This window comes from Anaerostipes butyraticus, from assembly GCF_016586355.1.
Taxonomy (GTDB): Bacteria; Bacillota; Clostridia; order Lachnospirales; family Lachnospiraceae; genus Anaerostipes; species Anaerostipes butyraticus.
The window spans coordinates 20,290-37,041 of the sequence record NZ_BLYI01000062.1 but is presented as its reverse complement, the minus strand read 5'-3'; the positions used below and the strand labels follow the sequence as shown (position 1 = coordinate 37,041).

The following is a 16,752-nucleotide window of genomic DNA, read 5'->3' as shown; positions in this document are numbered from 1 at the left end:
GACGTATCGTTCGCCTTATATTTCAGGTACGGTTTTAAGAGGAAGTTCTTGCCGCCCTTGGGCAGGAACTTTTTCTTTTTTTGATTCACAGAAGATTCATAGACACGTTTTTGGAAAAATGATATACTGTTAACAAATGATGTGAAGACGGAAGCAGCAGGATCAGGCATCATTCATTTTTTTGATAGAAAGGAACGCAAAGGATGAAGAGAAGAATCTTAAGTCTCGTTCTAATTTTCATAATGCTTTTCTGTGCCGGATGCCAGTCCAAGGACAAGAAAGAGAAGACAGCGGCCAGGACGGAAGACCTGGACGAAGCAACTTTAGAGGGAATGTCTGAGGACATCACAAAAGACCTGTCTCTGGAAACAAAGATCGGACAGCTGTTTATGGTGCCGCTGTACTCGCTGGATGAAGGAGATACGAAGAATCAGCAGAAGATCACCAGTCAGATGAAGAAGACCATGAAGCAGTACAAGATGGGCGGCGTTGTTTTGTTTTCCAAAAATATGACCGACGCCGGTCAGACAAAGGAACTGATCAGCGGTCTGCAGGATGCGTCAAGGATTCCGCTGTTTGTATCGGTGGATGAAGAAGGAGGCTCCGTGGCCCGTGTATCTTCCAACGAAAAGATGGGAGTAACTCATTATCCGGCCGCCAGAGAGATCGGGGAGACCTATAACGAAGATCAGCTGGAGGAGATGGGAAAGACGCAGAGCAGCCAGCTGAAGAAACTGGGATTTAACATGAATCTGGCGCCGGTAGCCGATGTCCTGACCAATGAATCCAATACAGAGATCGGGGACAGGAGTTTCGGATCCGACGCAGGGGATGTATCAGATATCATCTCAACTTTGGTAACAAGCATGCAGAAACAGCAGATTTCAGCTGTTTTAAAACATTTTCCAGGCAGCGGAGAGACCTGGGGAGACACCCACCGGGGCAGTGCGGAAGCAGAGCAGACGATCCAGACTCTGCGTAAAATAGACTTTAAGCCGTTTGAGGCAGGAATTGACGCCGATGTGGATGCAGTCATGGTATCCCATCTGATGTTAAGCAATGTAACCGATGAAAGGGAACCTTCTACTTTAAGCAAGAGAGTGGTAACTGATATTTTAAGAAACGAACTGGAATTTGACGGCGTTGTTATGACAGACGCCATGAACATGAAAGCTATTACCGATGACTATTCCGCCGGGGAAGCGGCAGTTAAGGCGCTGCAGGCAGGAGTGGACGTCATCTTAATGCCGGACGATCTGGCAGAGGCATATAAAGCGGTCAAAAAAGCGGTGGATAACGGAGAGATCAAAGAGTCCAGAATCGATGAATCCGTTGAGCGGATTATTTATACTAAGTTAAAACGAGGCGTGATACCGCCGGATACCGATCTTTTAAAAGACAATGGATAACAGAGAAACTGCAGGGAATCCTTCCTTGCAGTTTCTTCTTTCATATGGTAGTATCTAGGAGGAGTAAGTCTTGAAATGTCAAGGAATAAAGGAGTTTCATCATGCAAAAAAGAAACTTGCGGTATGAGGGAAAGGCAAAGAAGGTCTTCGAGACAGACGATCCGGATTTGCTGATCATCGATTACAAAGACGACATCACTGCCTGTGACGGAAAGAAAAAAGGAAACATCAAGGATAAAGGCATTGTCAACAACCGGATGACCAACTGCATGCTGAAGATCATAGAACAAAGTGGAATCCCAACTCATTATGTACAGGAAATCAGTGACCGGGAGACGGTCGTCAAGAAGGCGGAAGCCATCCCAATGGAAGTCATTGTCCGGAACATTGCGGCGGGAAGCATGACCAGGAGACTGGGAATACCGGAAGGGTATGAACTGCTGCCGCCAACGCTGGAATTTCATTTTAAAGATGACAGGCGGAATCATCCATGGATCAATGAACATTATGCCCTCACGTTAGGAATCGGGACATATGAAGAAATTGAGACGATCACCAACTATGCATTCCAGATCAACCAGGTACTGGTAGAAGAACTGGCCAGATCCAATCTCAAGCTGGTAGATTTTAAGATTGAATTTGGGCGGTATGAAGGAGAGATCATCCTGATCGATGAGATCTCACCGGACACCTGCCGTCTCTGGGATATGCACACCAATGAAAAGCTGGACAAAGACAGATTCCGTTATGATATGGGAAATGTAGAGTCAGCTTACGAAGAAGTATATAGAAGATTAGTATTATAGGAAGGCTTAAAATTACAATGAGCAGAGAGAACTTTGATAAGTTAGGAGAAGAATGCGGAGTATTTGGAATTTACGATTTCGATGGAAATGACGTAGCATCCACCATTTATTATGGATTATTCGCATTGCAGCACAGAGGCCAGGAAAGCTGCGGAATTGCCACAGCAGACACCAACGGGCCGAAACGCAACATTTGCACTCACAAAGGAATGGGACTTTGCAACGAAGTCTTCACTCCGGAGATTTTAGATGGCTTAAAAGGAGACATCGGAGTCGGACATGTCCGTTATTCTACCGCCGGAGAAAGCACCAGGGAAAATGCCCAGCCTCTGGTATTAAACTATGTGAAGGGAATCCTTGGGGTAGCCCATAATGGAAACCTGATCAACGCTCTGGAATTAAGAGAAGAACTGGAGCAGACTGGAGCCATTTTCCAGACAACCATCGATTCTGAAGTTATTGCGTACCATATCGCAAGAGAAAGAATCAAAGTAGACAGTGTAGAAAAAGCAGTGGCAAACGCCATGGACAAGATCAAAGGAGCCTATTCTCTGATCGTCATGTCCCCAAGAAAACTGATCGGAGCAAGGGATCCGTATGGATTCAAGCCGCTTTGCATCGGAAAGAGGGACAATGCCTATATCCTTGCGTCTGAAAGCTGTGCCCTGGACACCATCGGCGCAGAATTTGTCCGGGACGTAAGACCGGGAGAGATTGTTGTCATCACAAAAGACGGCATAAAATCCAATTGTGAAAAATGTCTCCCAAAAGAACAGGAAGCAAGATGTATTTTTGAATACATTTATTTCGCAAGACCGGACAGCCGGATCGATGGCGTGGACGTTTATGACTCCAGGATCCAGGCAGGACGTTTCCTGGCACAGGATTCACCGGTAGAAGCAGACATGGTAGTCGGCGTGCCGGAATCCGGAAACACAGCCGCTCTGGGATATTCCAGAGAATCCGGAATCCCTTACGGCAAGGCGTTTGTGAAAAATGCCTATGTAGGAAGAACCTTCATCAAGCCGGGTCAGAGCAGCAGGGAATCTAGTGTACAGATTAAATTAAACGTCATCAAAGAAGCGGTGGAAGGAAAACGTATCATCATGATTGATGACTCCATCGTACGAGGCACAACCAGTGACCGCATCGTTTCTATGTTAAGAGACGCAGGAGCCACTGAAGTCCATGTAAGGATCAGCTCTCCGCCATTTTTATGGCCATGTTATTTCGGAACCGATATTCCGGCAAGAGAACAGCTGATTGCTTATAACAGAACCATCGAAGACATCCGAAAGATCATCGGAGCGGACAGCTTAGGCTATTTAAAGGAAGAAAGACTTTCCGAGATGGCCAAGGGACTGCCGATCTGTAAAGGATGCTTCACAGGAAAATATCCAATGGAACCGCCAACACGGGATATCCGTGGCAATTATGAAAAGTAAGGAGTTAATATGAGTAACGACAGATATCAGAGCCCATTATCAGAACGCTATGCCAGCAAAGAAATGCAGTATATCTTTTCTCCGGACAAGAAATTCAAGACATGGAGAAAATTATGGATCGCGCTGGCAGAAACAGAGAAAGAATTAGGACTGGACATTACCCAGGAACAGATCGATGAACTGAAAGCCCACGCAGACGACATTAACTATGAAGTTGCCAAAGAAAGAGAAAAACAGGTACGCCATGATGTTATGTCCCATGTTTACGCTTACGGAAAACAATGTCCAAAAGCAAAGGGAATTATCCATCTGGGAGCCACATCCTGTTATGTAGGCGACAACACAGATATCATCATCATGACAGAAGCGCTGAAATTAGTGCGGAAAAAACTTCTGAACGTTATGAACGAACTTTCCAAGTTCGCCATGAAATACAAAGATCTGCCGACTTTGGGATTTACACATTTCCAGCCGGCACAGCCGACAACCGTAGGAAAGAGAGCTTCCTTATGGCTGATGGATCTTGTATATGACTTGGAAGATCTGGATCATGTGATCAAAAACATGCGTCTTTTAGGTTCCAAAGGAACGACAGGAACCCAGGCAAGCTTCCTGGAGCTGTTTGAAGGAGACCATGAGAAAATCAAGAAGATCGATGGAATGATCGCGGAAAAAATGGGATTTGACAAGTGTCAGCCGGTATCCGGACAGACATACTCAAGAAAGATCGACTCCCGTGTTATCAATGTTTTAAGCCAGATTGCCCAGTCAGCCCATAAGTTCTCCAACGATATTCGTCTGCTTCAGCACCTGAAAGAAATCGAAGAGCCGTTTGAGAAAAACCAGATCGGGTCATCCGCAATGGCATATAAGAGAAATCCAATGAGAAGTGAGAGAATCGCTTCCCTGGCAAATTATGTGATGGCAGACGCCATGAACCCTGCAATGGTAGCATCTACCCAGTGGTTTGAGAGAACTCTGGATGACTCCGCCAACAAACGTTTATCCGTACCGGAAGGATTCCTTGCCATTGACGGTATCCTGGATCTGTACCTGAACGTAGTAGACGGCCTGGTGGTATATCCGAAAGTCATCGAAAGCCGTCTGATGAGCGAACTGCCATTTATGGCAACCGAGAACATCATGATGGATGCGGTAAAAGCCGGCGGAGACCGTCAGGAACTTCATGAGAGAATCCGTGTGCACTCCATGGCAGCAGGAAAAGTAGTAAAAGAAGAAGGAAAACCAAACGATCTGTTAAGCAGGATCGCCAACGATCCGGCCTTCGGAATGACCATGGAACAGCTGGAATCCATCATGGATCCAAAGAACTTCGTAGGACGGGCGCCGCAGCAGACTGAAGAATTCATTCAGGAAGTGGTACAGCCGATCTTAGACGAAAACAAAGATATCCTTGGAATGACAGCCGAAATCAACGTATAAACAGAAAACAAATCCCAAACAGCCGCCGGCAGATAACTCTGCCCTGCGGCTGTTTTCTCATTTGGAAAGAGAGAGAAAATCAAAGAATGCGTTAAAAAACGGAATTAGATAAAAATCAAAGAAAACGGAAAAATTAAAAAGAAATACCATTTTTATACAAAAATGTCAAGCGGTAAATACTGGAAAAGTACACAAAGATGTATAAATGGACAAAATATTGCGGGAATGGAATTCAGAAATGAGAAAAAAGGTGATATAATAAACTTAATATGCCTATTTGGGGCAGAGTGTGAAGAAGTGAAAAGAAAAAAGGAGATAAAAATATGGGGTACCAGACAATGAAATTTTCAGAAGGAACCAGATTCCTTGTGACAGGGGGAGCAGGGTTTATCGGATCTAATCTTTGTGAAGCAATCTTAGGGCTGGGATATCCGGTCGTCTGTCTTGATAACCTTTCCACCGGAAAGATGGAAAATATGGAAGAATTTATGACCCACCCGGATTTCAAATTCATTGAAGGAGACATTCGGGATTTCGATACATGTATGAAGGCCTGCGAAGGAGTTGATTATGTCCTTCATGAGGCAGCTCTTGGAAGTGTGCCAGGCAGCATTGAAAATCCGCTGGAGTATGACGCGGTCAACGCCCAGGGAACCTTACATATGATGGAGGCAGCCAGACGCCAGGGTGTGAAACGTTTCATCTACGCATCCAGCTCCGCTGTATATGGCGACTGTGATGTGATTCCGAACAAAGAAGGATATGAAGCACAGGTTCTGTCACCATACGCCCTTCATAAGAAAACCTGTGAAGAATACGGACGTCTGTATACAAATCTGTATGGCCTGCCGACCTGCGGCCTGCGTTACTTTAATGTATTTGGAAGACGCCAGGATCCGGGAGGAGCTTACGCAGCCGTCATTCCAAAATTCATCAAAATCCTGCTGGAAGGCAAAGCGCCGAAGATCAATGGTGACGGAAAGCAGACAAGAGACTTTACCTTTGTAGAAAATGTGGTAGAAGCCAACTTAAAAGCCTGCCAGGCACCGGAGGAATGTGCCGGAGAGGCCTTCAACATCGCATACGGCGCAGAAGAAAGCCTTCTTCATGTATACGATGTATTATGCGAAACTCTGAACCTTGATACCAAACCGGAATTCGGTCCGGAGCGTCAGGGTGATATCAAGTTCTCTAACGCGGACATCACGAAAGCCAAAGAAAAGCTGGGATACGATCCGGACTATGACTTCGAAACCGGATTAAAACTGGCCATCGACTGGTATAAAGAGAACTTGTAGAAAGAAACGCAGAGGAAAAGAAAATGAAGATAAAAGAAAAATTCATGAGAAAAAGGTCAGCCATTGTCCTGCTTCTTTGTGATATTGTGGGACTTCAGCTGGCATCAGCTCTGGCAATTTTGACACGGTTTGAATTTCAGCCGTCAACGGTGGAACCATACTTTGTAGACACTTTGCTGCGGTATGCAGTCTTAAATACATTCTGCAGTTTATTTATCTTCGCAGCCTACCGTCTGTATGCGATTCTATGGAGATTCGCCAGCGTGATGGACTTCTTTAATGTGGTAAAAGCGGTTCTAGTGGCCAGTGCATTTCAGTTTATTGGAATGCATCTGCTGGCATGGCCGATTCCGAGAAGTTATATCATCCTTTATATCGGATGGGCAGGACTGATCGTCGTAATGCCAAGAATTCTGATCCGGGTGCTGCGGGGAGGCAGAAAGATTCCGCTGCAGAAAGTGGACAAACAGCCGACTGCCGTTATGCTGATCGGAGCCGGAGAAGCCGGAAATATGATCTTAAATGAGATCAAGAACAGCCAGTTCGTGGACAAAGAAGTCTGCTGTATCATCGACGATGATTCCAAAAAATGGGGAACTTTCTTAAATGGGGTTCCTGTGGTAGGTGGACGGCATAAGATTCTGCAGTATGCCGTAAGATTTGGAATCAAAGAAATCATTCTTGCCGTGCCGACAATAGAGGCTCATGACCGGAAAGAAATCTTAAATATATGCAAACAGACAGGATGCAAGCTCAGCATGCTTCCGGGTATGTATCAGCTGATCAACAGTGAGGTCAAAGTATCCATGCTGAGGGATGTTCAGATTGAAGACCTGCTGGGAAGAGAACCGGTTAAAACAGATCTTCCGGATATTATGCAGTATGTGGAAGGTCATAAGGTTATGGTAACCGGAGGCGGAGGCTCCATCGGAAGTGAGCTGTGCCGTCAGATTGCCAACTATCATCCGGAATCCCTGTTGATTCTGGATAATTACGAGAATAATGCCTACGAACTTCAGATGGAGTTGAAACGTCACTATCCGGAATTGGATGTGATGGTTCTCATTGTTTCTGTACAGAACCGCCAGAGAATCCGCAATATTTTCGCAAAATACCGTCCGGAGATTGTATTCCATGCGGCTGCTCATAAACATGTACCTTTGATGGAAAACAGTCCATGTGATGCTATTAAGAATAATGTATTTGGAACTATCAACGTGGCAAAAGAAGCCAGCGCTGTAGGAACAAAACGTATGGTACTGATTTCTACGGATAAGGCCGTGAGACCGACCAATATCATGGGTGCGTCCAAACGAATCTGCGAGATGGTCATCCAGACCTTCAATCAGCACTCTGATACGGAATATGTAGCGGTACGTTTTGGAAATGTTTTGGGAAGCAACGGAAGCGTTGTGCCGCTGTTCCGGAAACAGATTCAGGAAGGCGGACCGGTTACAGTCACTCATCCGGAGATTATCCGGTACTTTATGACTATACCGGAAGCTGTCAGCCTGGTGCTTCAGGCCGGGGCCTACGCCAAAGGAGGAGAAATCTTCATTCTGGATATGGGTGAGCCGGTGAAAATCCTGGATCTTGCGGAAAACATGATTCGTCTGTCAGGACTGACGCCGGGAGAAGATATTGAGATTAAATTTACCGGATTACGACCGGGAGAGAAGCTGTATGAAGAACTGCTGATTGATGAAGATAACAAGAAAGAAACACCGAACAAACGAATCTTTATCGGACAGCCGATTCCGCTGGATGAAGAGAAATTTATCGAAGACATCAGAAGACTGGAAACAGCAGCATTCTCAGAAGACCCGAATATCCGGGATATTGTAAAAGAACTGGTGCCGGAATATACAATTAATGGACATTAGGAGAAAAGAAGTATGTATCAGAAAGTAATCAAACGATGGCTGGATATCATATGCTGCGGAGGCGCTATGATATTTCTGTGGCCAGTATTCCTTATCATCGCTGTGCTGATCAAACTGGATTCCAAAGGACCGGTTTATTTTAAGCAGAAGCGGGTGGGAATTCATAAAACACATTTTTATATTTATAAATTCCGAACCATGCGGACTGATACGCCAAAAGATATGCCGACGCATCTGCTGAAAGATCCAGATGCTTACATTACCAGGATGGGAAAATTTCTTCGGAAAACCAGCCTGGATGAACTGCCGCAGATCTTACATAATGTTCTGATCAACGGGGATATGTCGATCATAGGGCCACGGCCAGCCCTCTGGAATCAGTATGACCTGATTGAAGAGAGAGATAAATATGGGGCAAATGACGTGAAACCGGGAATCTCAGGATGGGCTCAGATTCATGGGAGAGACGAACTGGAAATTCCTGTAAAAGCAGAACTGGATGGATATTATGCACAGCACATCGGATTCCTCATGGATGTAAGATGCCTGCTGGGAAGCGTTAAATCTGTATTAAAGAGCGAAGGAGTCGTAGAAGGCGGAACCGGAGCGATGGAAATGGCAGCAGAGGCAGAACGTGATACAGGAATCCGCTGCAGTGGAGACGCAGACGGGAAAAAGATATACATACTGGGAGAAAACAGTTATATTGGGACATCGGTCGAAAACTGGCTGTTGAAGAATGAAAGGAAATATCAGATAATAACAATTGATATTCAAAAAACTGGTTTCAAAGAATTCCGTTTTGAAAAAGATTCCTGTGTATTTTTTGTTGCCGGAATAGCACATCAGAAGGAAACATCCGAAAATCGAAAATTATATTACCGGGTAAATCGGGATATGCCGCTTCAGGCTGCAAGAAAAGCCAGAAAAGAAGGCGTATCACAGTTTATTTTCATGAGCTCCATGAGCGTATTTGGGAAAGTAACAGGAATTATTACACCGCATTCTAAAAAAGAACCAACAACCAATTATGGAAAATCAAAATTACAGGCAGACAGAAACTTAATGAAAATGAACGGGGAAAATTTCCGGGTATGCATCATTCGGCCGCCAATGGTTTATGGGAACGGATGTAAAGGTAACTATCAGCTTCTGAGGAAACTGGCGTTGAAAACACCTGTTTTTCCATCGGTTAAAAATAAGAGGAGCATGATATTTATTGATAATCTGTGTGATTATATCCAATGGCTGATTGATGAAGAACGAGCCGGAATATATTATCCTCAGAACCAGAAATATGTCTGTACAGCGGATATGGTGAAGGCAATTGCGGAAGTGCATGGGAAAAAGATTTTATTTATCCCGGTATTTAATGCACTGATTCAAAAAATCAAAATGCCTTTGATAGAAAAAGTGTTTGGAAATCTGGTATATCGATGCCCATTAAAGAAAGCAAATGCTGTAGAGGATTTCTATGAAACCATAAAATTAACGGAGAAAGTGAAATGACAAGAAAAAAAGTGCTCTTTGTGGCAACAGTAGTAAAAATGCATATTAATGTTTTTCATATTCCTATGTTGAAATGGTTTCATGATCAGGGATGGGAAACGCATGTATGCGCGAAAGATGATTTTGATGCAGATGAAACATGCGAAATACCGTACTGTGATTATTTCCATGAAACGGACTTCGCACGTTTCCCTCTGAAAATACAGAACATAGAAGCTTACCGCAGCATGAAAAAGCTAATAGAAAAAGAAAAATTTGATATTGTTTATTGTCATACCCCGGTAGGGGCGGCAGTTGCCAGACTTGCCGCAGTGTCAGAAAGAAGAAACGGAACGAAAGTTATTTATATGGCACATGGATTTCATTTTTACAAAGGGGCTCCATTGGCAAACTGGCTGTTATATTACCCGGCGGAAAAGTTTTTATCAAGATTTACAGATCTGCTGATTACTATTAATAAAGAAGATTATGGAAGAGCGAAATCATTTCATATGAAGCGTCTTGAATATATTCCGGGTGTAGGAATCGATTTGAATCGATTTTCTGTATTGCCTGGAATAAGGGAAGAGAAGAGAAAGGAATTAAATATCTCAGATGATGAATTCGCTCTGGTATCTGTAGGAGAGTTAAGTAGGAGAAAAAATCACAGGGTTGTAATTGAAGCATTACATCAATTAGAAAATAGAAAAATTAAATACTTCATTTGCGGCTGTGGGGCTCTGGAGAATGAACTCAAAGATTTAATAAAAGAATATGGTCTGAATGATCAGATTTTTTTATTAGGATTTAGAAAAGATATTCCGGAAATCTACAATGCATGTGATGTATTTGTATTTCCATCATTACAGGAGGGACTGCCGGTGGCAATGATGGAAGCCATGGCATGTGGACTTCCTGTTATTGCGTCTAACATCAGAGGGAACAGCGATCTTATCGATCGAAAAAAGGGAGGATATCTGATAAAGCCGACAAATGTGGATGGATTTGCTAAAGGAATTGAAAAAATGGAGAAGAATCGAGATCGTTTAGATGGAATCAGGCGATATAATCTTAATAAGATACAACAGTATAGAACGGAAGAAATAGTAGACAAAATGGCAGAATTGTATCAGCAGATAATGTAAAGGGAGGTGTGAGTAAGTGATATTTCAGTGGCAGTTGTTTGTTTTGCTGATAGTTGTAGGAGTATTAGCTGGTTCAGCTAATATGATAGAGGGAGTAAACTCTTTTGGTCAAATCGAGACAAGATATAAATTAGCACCTGCATTATTTGTTGCAATACCGCTTATATATTTAGCAGGAACAAGAGGCGATAATATTGGTGATACATATGTATACAGAGAAAGTTTTTTAAATATGCCTTCTTCGATTTCTGCAATTCCGGGCTATATTACTGATGATATGAGGGATAAAGGATTCGCAGTACTTTCCGTAGTGATAAAATCAATTATAGGAAACAAAGATGTAGTGTATTTTACAATAATTGCAGCAATTTGTATATTATGTGTTGTATTAACTTATAGAAAATATTCATGTAATTTTATTATCTCTGTTTTCCTTTTTATTGCTTCAGGAGAGTATATTCAATGGACTTATAATGGGATACGTCAGTTTATTCCGGTTGCCATTTTATTTGCCTGTACTGGATTAATATTAAAGAAAAAATATATACCTTTTATAATGTTAACATTAATTTTATCTACAATTCATGCCTCAGCTTTGCTTATGATTCCAATGGTATTTATTGTTCAGGGACGAGCATGGAATAGGAAAACAATGTTATTGATGATCGCAGTTATTATAGCAATTGCCTCTTTGGAACAATTTACTGATTTGGTAACAGGAATTATGGAAAATACTCAGTATAGCGGAGAAGTAGATCAGTATTTAAGTACAGAGGGTACAAGTCTACAAAGGGTGCTGGTATATTCTATACCTGCAATATTATCTTTAGTATTAAAACGCAGAATAGACAGGGAAAATCATCCAGTAATAAATTTGGCGGCAAATATGGCATTAATTACGGCATTAACGTATTTGCTTTCAGCTTTTACCAGTGGAATTTTTCTTGGAAGAATTCCAATATATTTTTCATTATATAATTATATTTTACTTCCGTGGTTAATAGAACATTGTTTTACAAAGAATTCGGCAAGATTAATATATCTTGTATTAATTGGATGTTATTTATTATTTTATTATTTTCAGATGCATGTTACTTGGAATCTGGGGTGAAAGGAGTAAAAGTTGATAAGAGTACTTCAAATAGTTACAAATATGCGGCGAGGCGGATTGGAGACAATGTTGATGAATTATTACCGCCATATAGATCGAAACAAGGTACAATTTGATTTTCTGGTACATCGTGATTATGAATCAGATTATGATCAGGAAATACAGGCTCTGGGCGGGAAAATATATCATATTTCACGCCTTATACCATGGAGTAAATTATACCGAAAAAAACTCTGCGCCTTTTTCAAGGAACATCCGGAATATAGAATTGTGCATGTTCACCAAGATTGTTTGAGTTCTGTAGCATTGGAGTGCGCTCAAAAATGTGGAATCCCTGTGAGAATCGCCCATAGCCATAATAGCAATCAGGATAAAAATTGGAAATATATAGTAAAACTATATTATATGAGATTTATTCCTGAGTTTGCTACAGATTTCTTTGCCTGCGGAAAAGAAGCAGGTGATTGGATGTTTAGAGGTCATTCGTATTCACTGTTAAAAAATGCAATTGACAGCGAAAAGTATCGTTATTCTCCAGAACGGGCAAAGCAGGTACGGAAGAAGCTTCAAGTAGAGGATTCAATTGTAATAGGTCATGTTGGTCGATTTAATCCACAGAAAAATCATGGATTTTTGCTTAAAATTTTCAAGGAATGTGAAGAGATAAATCCAAATGTCAGATTACTTTTAGTAGGAGAAGGGGAAGAGCAAGAAAAAATAGAAGAGAAGGCTAAGGAAATGGGACTTTATAATAAAGTAATATTTACAGGAGCCCGTTCAGATGTAAATGATTTAATGCAGGCTATGGATGTATTTGTCCTTCCTTCTTTATATGAGGGGCTTCCTTTGACGATGATAGAAGCGCAGACATCAGGATTGCATTGCGTGATTTCAGAGACAGTACCAGATGAATGTGTAGTAACTAAAGATTTGGTGCGTTATTGTAAATTGGAAGATAAACCGTCAGAATGGGCGGAAATTATTATGCAACAGTCATTGCTTCCAAGAAAAAGTCATGACCAGGAGATTAAAGATTCTGGATATGATATTACATCTGCAGCACAGAATTTGGAAGATTTTTATGTTAGGAGTTCGAAAAGATAGAAATGGTTTTATTAACAGTATTTACACCAGCCTATAATAGAGCACATACGCTGCCACGGACATATAAAAGTCTTTGCCAGCAGGACTGCAAGGATTTCATCTGGCTGATTGTTGATGATGGTTCAACAGATGATACGAAAAAATTGGTAGACGAATGGAAAAATCGTGATAATGGATTTGAAATTCAATACATTTATAAAGAAAACGGTGGAATGCATACTGCCCATAATACTGCATATGAGAATATTTATACAGAGTTAAATGTCTGTATTGATTCAGATGATTGTATGGCTTTGGGGGCTGTTAGAAAAATAAAGGATGAATGGAACCGTATACGGGATAAGGGATACGCTGGTATAATCGGACTAGATGATGATTTAAATACCGGTGAAATCATTGGAAAGGGTTTCCCAGAAGGATTAAAGGAGACTACTTTAGGTGAATATTATGCTGCAGGAGGTGCGGGAGACAAAAAGCTGGTTTACCGTACAGATGTAATGAAAAAATATCCGCCATATCCTGTGTTTGAGGGAGAAAAGTATGTTGCATTGTCGTATAAGTATCTGCTGTGCGATCAAGAGTATAAACTCCGCGTTTTGGATGAAGTTTTGTGTGATGTGGAGTATCAAGCAGATGGATCAACGAATACGATGTGGAAACAATATTGGATGAATCCAAATGGCTTCGCATTTTTAAGAAAACTTGATATGACTTATCCGAGTTCACGAAAAAAGATATTCACTGCTTGTGTTCATTATGTCGCGAGTAATTTGATTGCAGGAAATAAGCATTATATAAAAGAATCTCCCAAATCATTTATAACTGCGATTATGTTCCCGGCAGGATGGTTGTTATATAAATACATTGGATTTAAGAACAGAAATTTATAGTGGAGAAATATATGAAGATTGATTATTCAGTTGTAATACGAACTATGGGAAAGGCTGGAGAGAAATATCAGAAATTGCTGGATTCTATTTCTATGCTTGCTCCCCGCCCGAAGGAAGTTATTGTAGTTCTTCCGGAAGGATATGATTTACCAAAAGAACAGCTGGGATGGGAGAGGTTCTGTTATTCTAAAAAAGGAATGGTTACACAGAGACTTTATGGTCTCCAACAGTGCAAAACCAAATATGCTCTTGTTTGTGATGATGATGTATATTTTGGATCAGATTTTGTCCAGAAATTATATGAACCAGTGAAAAAAGGATATGCCAGATTATCTGCCGGACCATTGTTGTCTTATTTGCCTAAACCCGGAGTACAGAGTTTTTTCCGTGCAGTAACAGGCGCAGAAGTTCCTAAATTGAGAAAAGACAAAAATTATATTTCTATCTTATCTACATCTGGATATTCTTATTATCGAAAGATTAATACCAGAAAGAAAGAATATTTGTATGCAGATTCGTTGCCTTGGACATGCTTTTTCTGTGAAGTAAAAGCAGTAAAAGAAATCCACTTGGAAGAAGAAAAGTGGTTAGAAATGCATGGTTATGCATCGCTTGATGATCAAACAATGTTCTATAAGGCCAAAATGAAAGGAATAAAGACGATTGTGGTAACAAATGCAGTATATGAACATTTGGATGCAAAGACATCCAGGCGGGTATTATCTGATATTGCATACGCAATGGAATTTAACAGGTATGTTTTTTGGCATCGTTTCATTTATAGTGAAGATAACGGATTGAAGAAGATTATAGATATAATGGCAATTCATTATTACTTTTTTTGTAAAGGGTTTTATAATGTGTTTAGATTGATTATTGGAAAGTTAGATACGAAAGCCTTTACAGCAAAAAAACAAGCTGTGAAAGACGCAAAAAATTATACAAAAAGTAAGGAATATCAGAACTTACCTCCATTAAAAAGAAAGGAAAGACGATGACGAAAGTTCTTTTTCTTATTCATGATTTAGGGCATGGCGGGGCTGAAAAAGTCTTAGTGAATTTAGTCAATAACATGAATCCCAAAAAGTTTGATATAACGGTGATGACTTTATTTGACGTGGGAGTCAATCGGCAGTTTTTAGCACCGCATGTTACGTATAAAAGTTGTTTTTCCAAAATGCCGCCTGGAAATTCAAAAATGATGAAAGTACTGACACCAGAACAATTACATAATTGGTTAATAAAAGAACATTATGATATAGAAGTTGCTTATCTCGAAGGACCGTCTGCAAGAGTAATCAGTGGATGCAGAGATAATAATACAAAATTAGTTTGTTGGATACACATCGAACAGAAAACAACAGACAGAGCAGCGGCATCATTTCGCTCAAAAAGGGAAGCAGAAGGGTGTTACAATAGATTTGATAAAATTATAACAGTATCTGAAACGGTGAAAAGTGATTTTACATCGTTATTGTCTATACAAAAACCTGTAGAGGTTTTGTATAATACGAATGAAACAGAAAAAATAATAGAATTATCAAAAGAAAATGTAGAGAATAATCTTTTTCGGGCTGATACATTTAATATTATTGGTGTTGGAAAACTGTTAAAGAGTAAAGGGTTTGATCGCCTTTTCCGTATTCAAAAGAAACTGTTAGAGGAAGGTTATAATGTTAATGTCTATATTTTAGGAGAGGGTCCGGAGTTCACAGCATTAAAGCGTGACGCTAAAGAAAATGGTATGGAAAAGAGGTTTATCCTTTTAGGATATCAGACAAATCCATATAAGTTTGTTTCTAAAAGCGATTTGTTTGTATGTGCCAGTTTTGCAGAAGGATTTTCAACAGCAGCGACGGAGGCCTTGGTTGTGGGCACACCTGTTTGTACTGTCGAAGTATCCGGAATGAAGGAAATGCTTGGGAATAATACATATGGGTTAATTACAGAAAATGATGACAAAGCACTATACCAAGGAATCAAAAGTCTCATGGATGATGATTCTTTATTAGAATATTATAGAAAACAGGCAGTTGTACGAGGAAAAATGTTCAGTACAGAGAAAACAGTAAAAGCCGTAGAAAATATGTTGTTTTCTCTGAAATAGGAGAATATTATGTTGCTATGCTATTTAAATCTAATAAGAAGTATTCCTGCTTTTTTAATGTATTTCAGGATGAGTGATAACGGACTGATAAACGAAGATTTAAAAAAAATTAATCAGCCATCAACTTACTTGGGATTACATCGAGCTTTATATTATAAAGGGAATTGCTTTCGAAATATATTTTATGCTAGAACTGTGAAAGATTATCCATTGCTAACTAAAATTTCAAAACTACTTTTTCCACCTATGTTTGGATTGGGAATTGATGTAGTGAATGGAATTGGAGGTGGAATGCGCATTTATCATGGATATTCTACAATTGTTTTTGCAAAATCAATAGGCAAGAATTTTTCTATATACCAGAATGTAACATTGGGAAGAGGAAAAGAAATTAATGGAAATGATATACCAATTATTGGAGATGATGTTACAGTCTATACTGGTGCAGTCGTTATCGGAGGCATACATATTGGTGATCGAGCCCAAATTGGTGCCGGGGCTGTTGTGGTCAAAGATGTCCCAGCTGATACAGTTGTTGTTGGTGGTTCAGCACGTTTTTTGAAGAGAAAGAAGAGAAATAAAAGTAGTATATATTGATGTTATAATACCAGTATGTAATTGCA

Annotated in this window: 14 protein-coding genes; all 14 read left to right on the top strand. The window is 40.6% G+C overall.

From position 1 onward, the window contains the following. Positions 1-203: 203 nt before the first annotated feature. The 14 genes from JMF81_RS13135 to JMF81_RS13070 all read left to right on the top strand — a co-directional run bounded on the left by JMF81_RS13135 (position 204) and on the right by JMF81_RS13070 (position 16,726). Complete coding sequence (locus tag JMF81_RS13135; RefSeq protein ID WP_201311891.1) at positions 204-1,409, top strand: glycoside hydrolase family 3 protein; 1,206 nt, start codon at positions 204-206, stop codon at positions 1,407-1,409. A gap of 101 nt (positions 1,410-1,510) precedes the next feature. Continuing rightward, positions 1,511-2,215, top strand: a complete 705-nt coding sequence (purC, locus tag JMF81_RS13130) for a phosphoribosylaminoimidazolesuccinocarboxamide synthase (protein WP_201311890.1) — start codon at positions 1,511-1,513, stop codon at positions 2,213-2,215. Between the two features lie 17 nt (positions 2,216-2,232). Next, a complete protein-coding gene (gene purF, locus JMF81_RS13125; protein ID WP_201311889.1) occupies positions 2,233-3,660 on the top strand; it encodes an amidophosphoribosyltransferase in 1,428 nt (475 codons plus the stop codon). A gap of 9 nt (positions 3,661-3,669) precedes the next feature. Continuing rightward, positions 3,670-5,103 (top strand): adenylosuccinate lyase, encoded by a 1,434-nt coding sequence (gene purB, locus JMF81_RS13120; RefSeq protein WP_201311888.1) that lies wholly within the window; start codon positions 3,670-3,672, stop codon positions 5,101-5,103. 323 nt (positions 5,104-5,426) lie between these two features. Further along, positions 5,427-6,401, top strand: a complete 975-nt coding sequence (locus JMF81_RS13115; RefSeq protein ID WP_201311887.1) for an SDR family oxidoreductase — start codon at positions 5,427-5,429, stop codon at positions 6,399-6,401. Between the two features lie 23 nt (positions 6,402-6,424). Further along, the gene (locus JMF81_RS13110) at positions 6,425-8,284 is read left to right on the top strand and encodes a polysaccharide biosynthesis protein (protein WP_201311886.1); all 1,860 of its coding nucleotides are present in this window, start codon (positions 6,425-6,427) and stop codon (positions 8,282-8,284) included. A 12-nt stretch (positions 8,285-8,296) separates the two neighbouring features. Further along, the gene (locus JMF81_RS16995; RefSeq protein WP_201311885.1) at positions 8,297-9,793 is read left to right on the top strand and encodes a sugar transferase; all 1,497 of its coding nucleotides are present in this window, start codon (positions 8,297-8,299) and stop codon (positions 9,791-9,793) included. Continuing rightward, complete coding sequence (locus JMF81_RS13100; protein WP_201311884.1) at positions 9,790-10,917, top strand: glycosyltransferase family 4 protein; 1,128 nt, start codon at positions 9,790-9,792, stop codon at positions 10,915-10,917. The genes JMF81_RS16995 and JMF81_RS13100 overlap by 4 nt, the downstream gene beginning before the upstream one ends. A gap of 16 nt (positions 10,918-10,933) precedes the next feature. Beyond that, positions 10,934-12,028, top strand: coding sequence for an EpsG family protein (locus tag JMF81_RS13095; protein ID WP_201311883.1), 1,095 nt, complete (start codon positions 10,934-10,936; stop codon positions 12,026-12,028). A gap of 42 nt (positions 12,029-12,070) precedes the next feature. After that, positions 12,071-13,132 (top strand): glycosyltransferase family 1 protein, encoded by a 1,062-nt coding sequence (locus JMF81_RS13090; RefSeq protein WP_279323897.1) that lies wholly within the window; start codon positions 12,071-12,073, stop codon positions 13,130-13,132. A gap of 2 nt (positions 13,133-13,134) precedes the next feature. Next, positions 13,135-14,022, top strand: coding sequence for a glycosyltransferase family 2 protein (locus JMF81_RS13085; RefSeq protein WP_201311881.1), 888 nt, complete (start codon positions 13,135-13,137; stop codon positions 14,020-14,022). An 11-nt stretch (positions 14,023-14,033) separates the two neighbouring features. Continuing rightward, positions 14,034-15,020, top strand: a complete 987-nt coding sequence (locus JMF81_RS13080) for a glycosyltransferase (RefSeq protein WP_201311880.1) — start codon at positions 14,034-14,036, stop codon at positions 15,018-15,020. Further along, entirely contained in the window at positions 15,017-16,129 is a 1,113-nt protein-coding gene (locus tag JMF81_RS13075) for a glycosyltransferase (RefSeq protein ID WP_201311879.1), read from the top strand. Before JMF81_RS13080 ends, JMF81_RS13075 begins: the two co-directional genes overlap by 4 nt. A gap of 9 nt (positions 16,130-16,138) precedes the next feature. Beyond that, positions 16,139-16,726, top strand: a complete 588-nt coding sequence (locus JMF81_RS13070; protein WP_201311878.1) for a serine O-acetyltransferase — start codon at positions 16,139-16,141, stop codon at positions 16,724-16,726. The last annotated feature ends 26 nt before the right edge of the window (positions 16,727-16,752 follow it).

Excerpts from the sequence above, each read along its gene's own strand:
- JMF81_RS13135 (WP_201311891.1), top strand. The coding sequence starts at position 204 with ATGAAGAGAAGAATCTTAAGTCTCGTTCTAATTTTCATAATGCTTTTC.
- purC (WP_201311890.1), top strand. The coding sequence starts at position 1,511 with ATGCAAAAAAGAAACTTGCGGTATGAGGGAAAGGCAAAGAAGGTCTTC.
- purF (WP_201311889.1), top strand. The coding sequence starts at position 2,233 with ATGAGCAGAGAGAACTTTGATAAGTTAGGAGAAGAATGCGGAGTATTT.
- purB (WP_201311888.1), top strand. The coding sequence starts at position 3,670 with ATGAGTAACGACAGATATCAGAGCCCATTATCAGAACGCTATGCCAGC.
- JMF81_RS13115 (WP_201311887.1), top strand. The coding sequence starts at position 5,427 with ATGGGGTACCAGACAATGAAATTTTCAGAAGGAACCAGATTCCTTGTG.
- JMF81_RS13110 (WP_201311886.1), top strand. The coding sequence starts at position 6,425 with ATGAAGATAAAAGAAAAATTCATGAGAAAAAGGTCAGCCATTGTCCTG.
- JMF81_RS16995 (WP_201311885.1), top strand. The coding sequence starts at position 8,297 with ATGTATCAGAAAGTAATCAAACGATGGCTGGATATCATATGCTGCGGA.
- JMF81_RS13100 (WP_201311884.1), top strand. The coding sequence starts at position 9,790 with ATGACAAGAAAAAAAGTGCTCTTTGTGGCAACAGTAGTAAAAATGCAT.
- JMF81_RS13090 (WP_279323897.1), top strand. The coding sequence starts at position 12,071 with ATGCGGCGAGGCGGATTGGAGACAATGTTGATGAATTATTACCGCCAT.
- JMF81_RS13085 (WP_201311881.1), top strand. The coding sequence starts at position 13,135 with ATGGTTTTATTAACAGTATTTACACCAGCCTATAATAGAGCACATACG.
- JMF81_RS13080 (WP_201311880.1), top strand. The coding sequence starts at position 14,034 with ATGAAGATTGATTATTCAGTTGTAATACGAACTATGGGAAAGGCTGGA.
- JMF81_RS13075 (WP_201311879.1), top strand. The coding sequence starts at position 15,017 with ATGACGAAAGTTCTTTTTCTTATTCATGATTTAGGGCATGGCGGGGCT.
- JMF81_RS13070 (WP_201311878.1), top strand. The coding sequence starts at position 16,139 with ATGTTGCTATGCTATTTAAATCTAATAAGAAGTATTCCTGCTTTTTTA.